Annotated in this window: 1 protein-coding gene; it reads left to right on the top strand. The window is 29.8% G+C overall.

Annotated elements, in window-relative coordinates; translation table 11 throughout:
* Window positions 1-39: 39 nt before the first annotated feature.
* On the top strand, window positions 40-295 hold a 256-nt coding region (locus KVT34_RS30130; protein WP_217563281.1), incomplete at its 3' end, for a DUF2441 domain-containing protein.

Below are 295 nucleotides of genomic sequence, written 5' to 3'. Positions count from 1 at the left end.
AATTTAACATTGATATATATAACTACTAGGAGGATAACCATGCATGAAGCAACATTTTACGCTTATCACATCGTTACAAGGAAAAAAATGAACATTGGACAGATCATTCAGTTTGATAATAATCAAACTAATACTCTATATCGCTTCTTTTTTGAAAGAGAGCAATTAAATACTGACAGTGAAGATTGCATGCAAATCTTAAATAAGTATTATACAAATGACGGATTACATATAAATACTGAAAATGCTCCAGTAGTTATGAATTATATGGGCCAAACAATTAGAGCCATTAGAG

Origin of the sequence: Paenibacillus sp. GbtcB18, assembly GCF_019091125.1 — a bacterium.
GTDB lineage: Bacteria > Bacillota > Bacilli > Paenibacillales > NBRC-103111 > Paenibacillus_F > Paenibacillus_F chitinolyticus.
The sequence above is the reverse complement of the archived record's forward strand: the minus strand, read 5'-3'. Positions and strand labels throughout refer to the sequence as shown.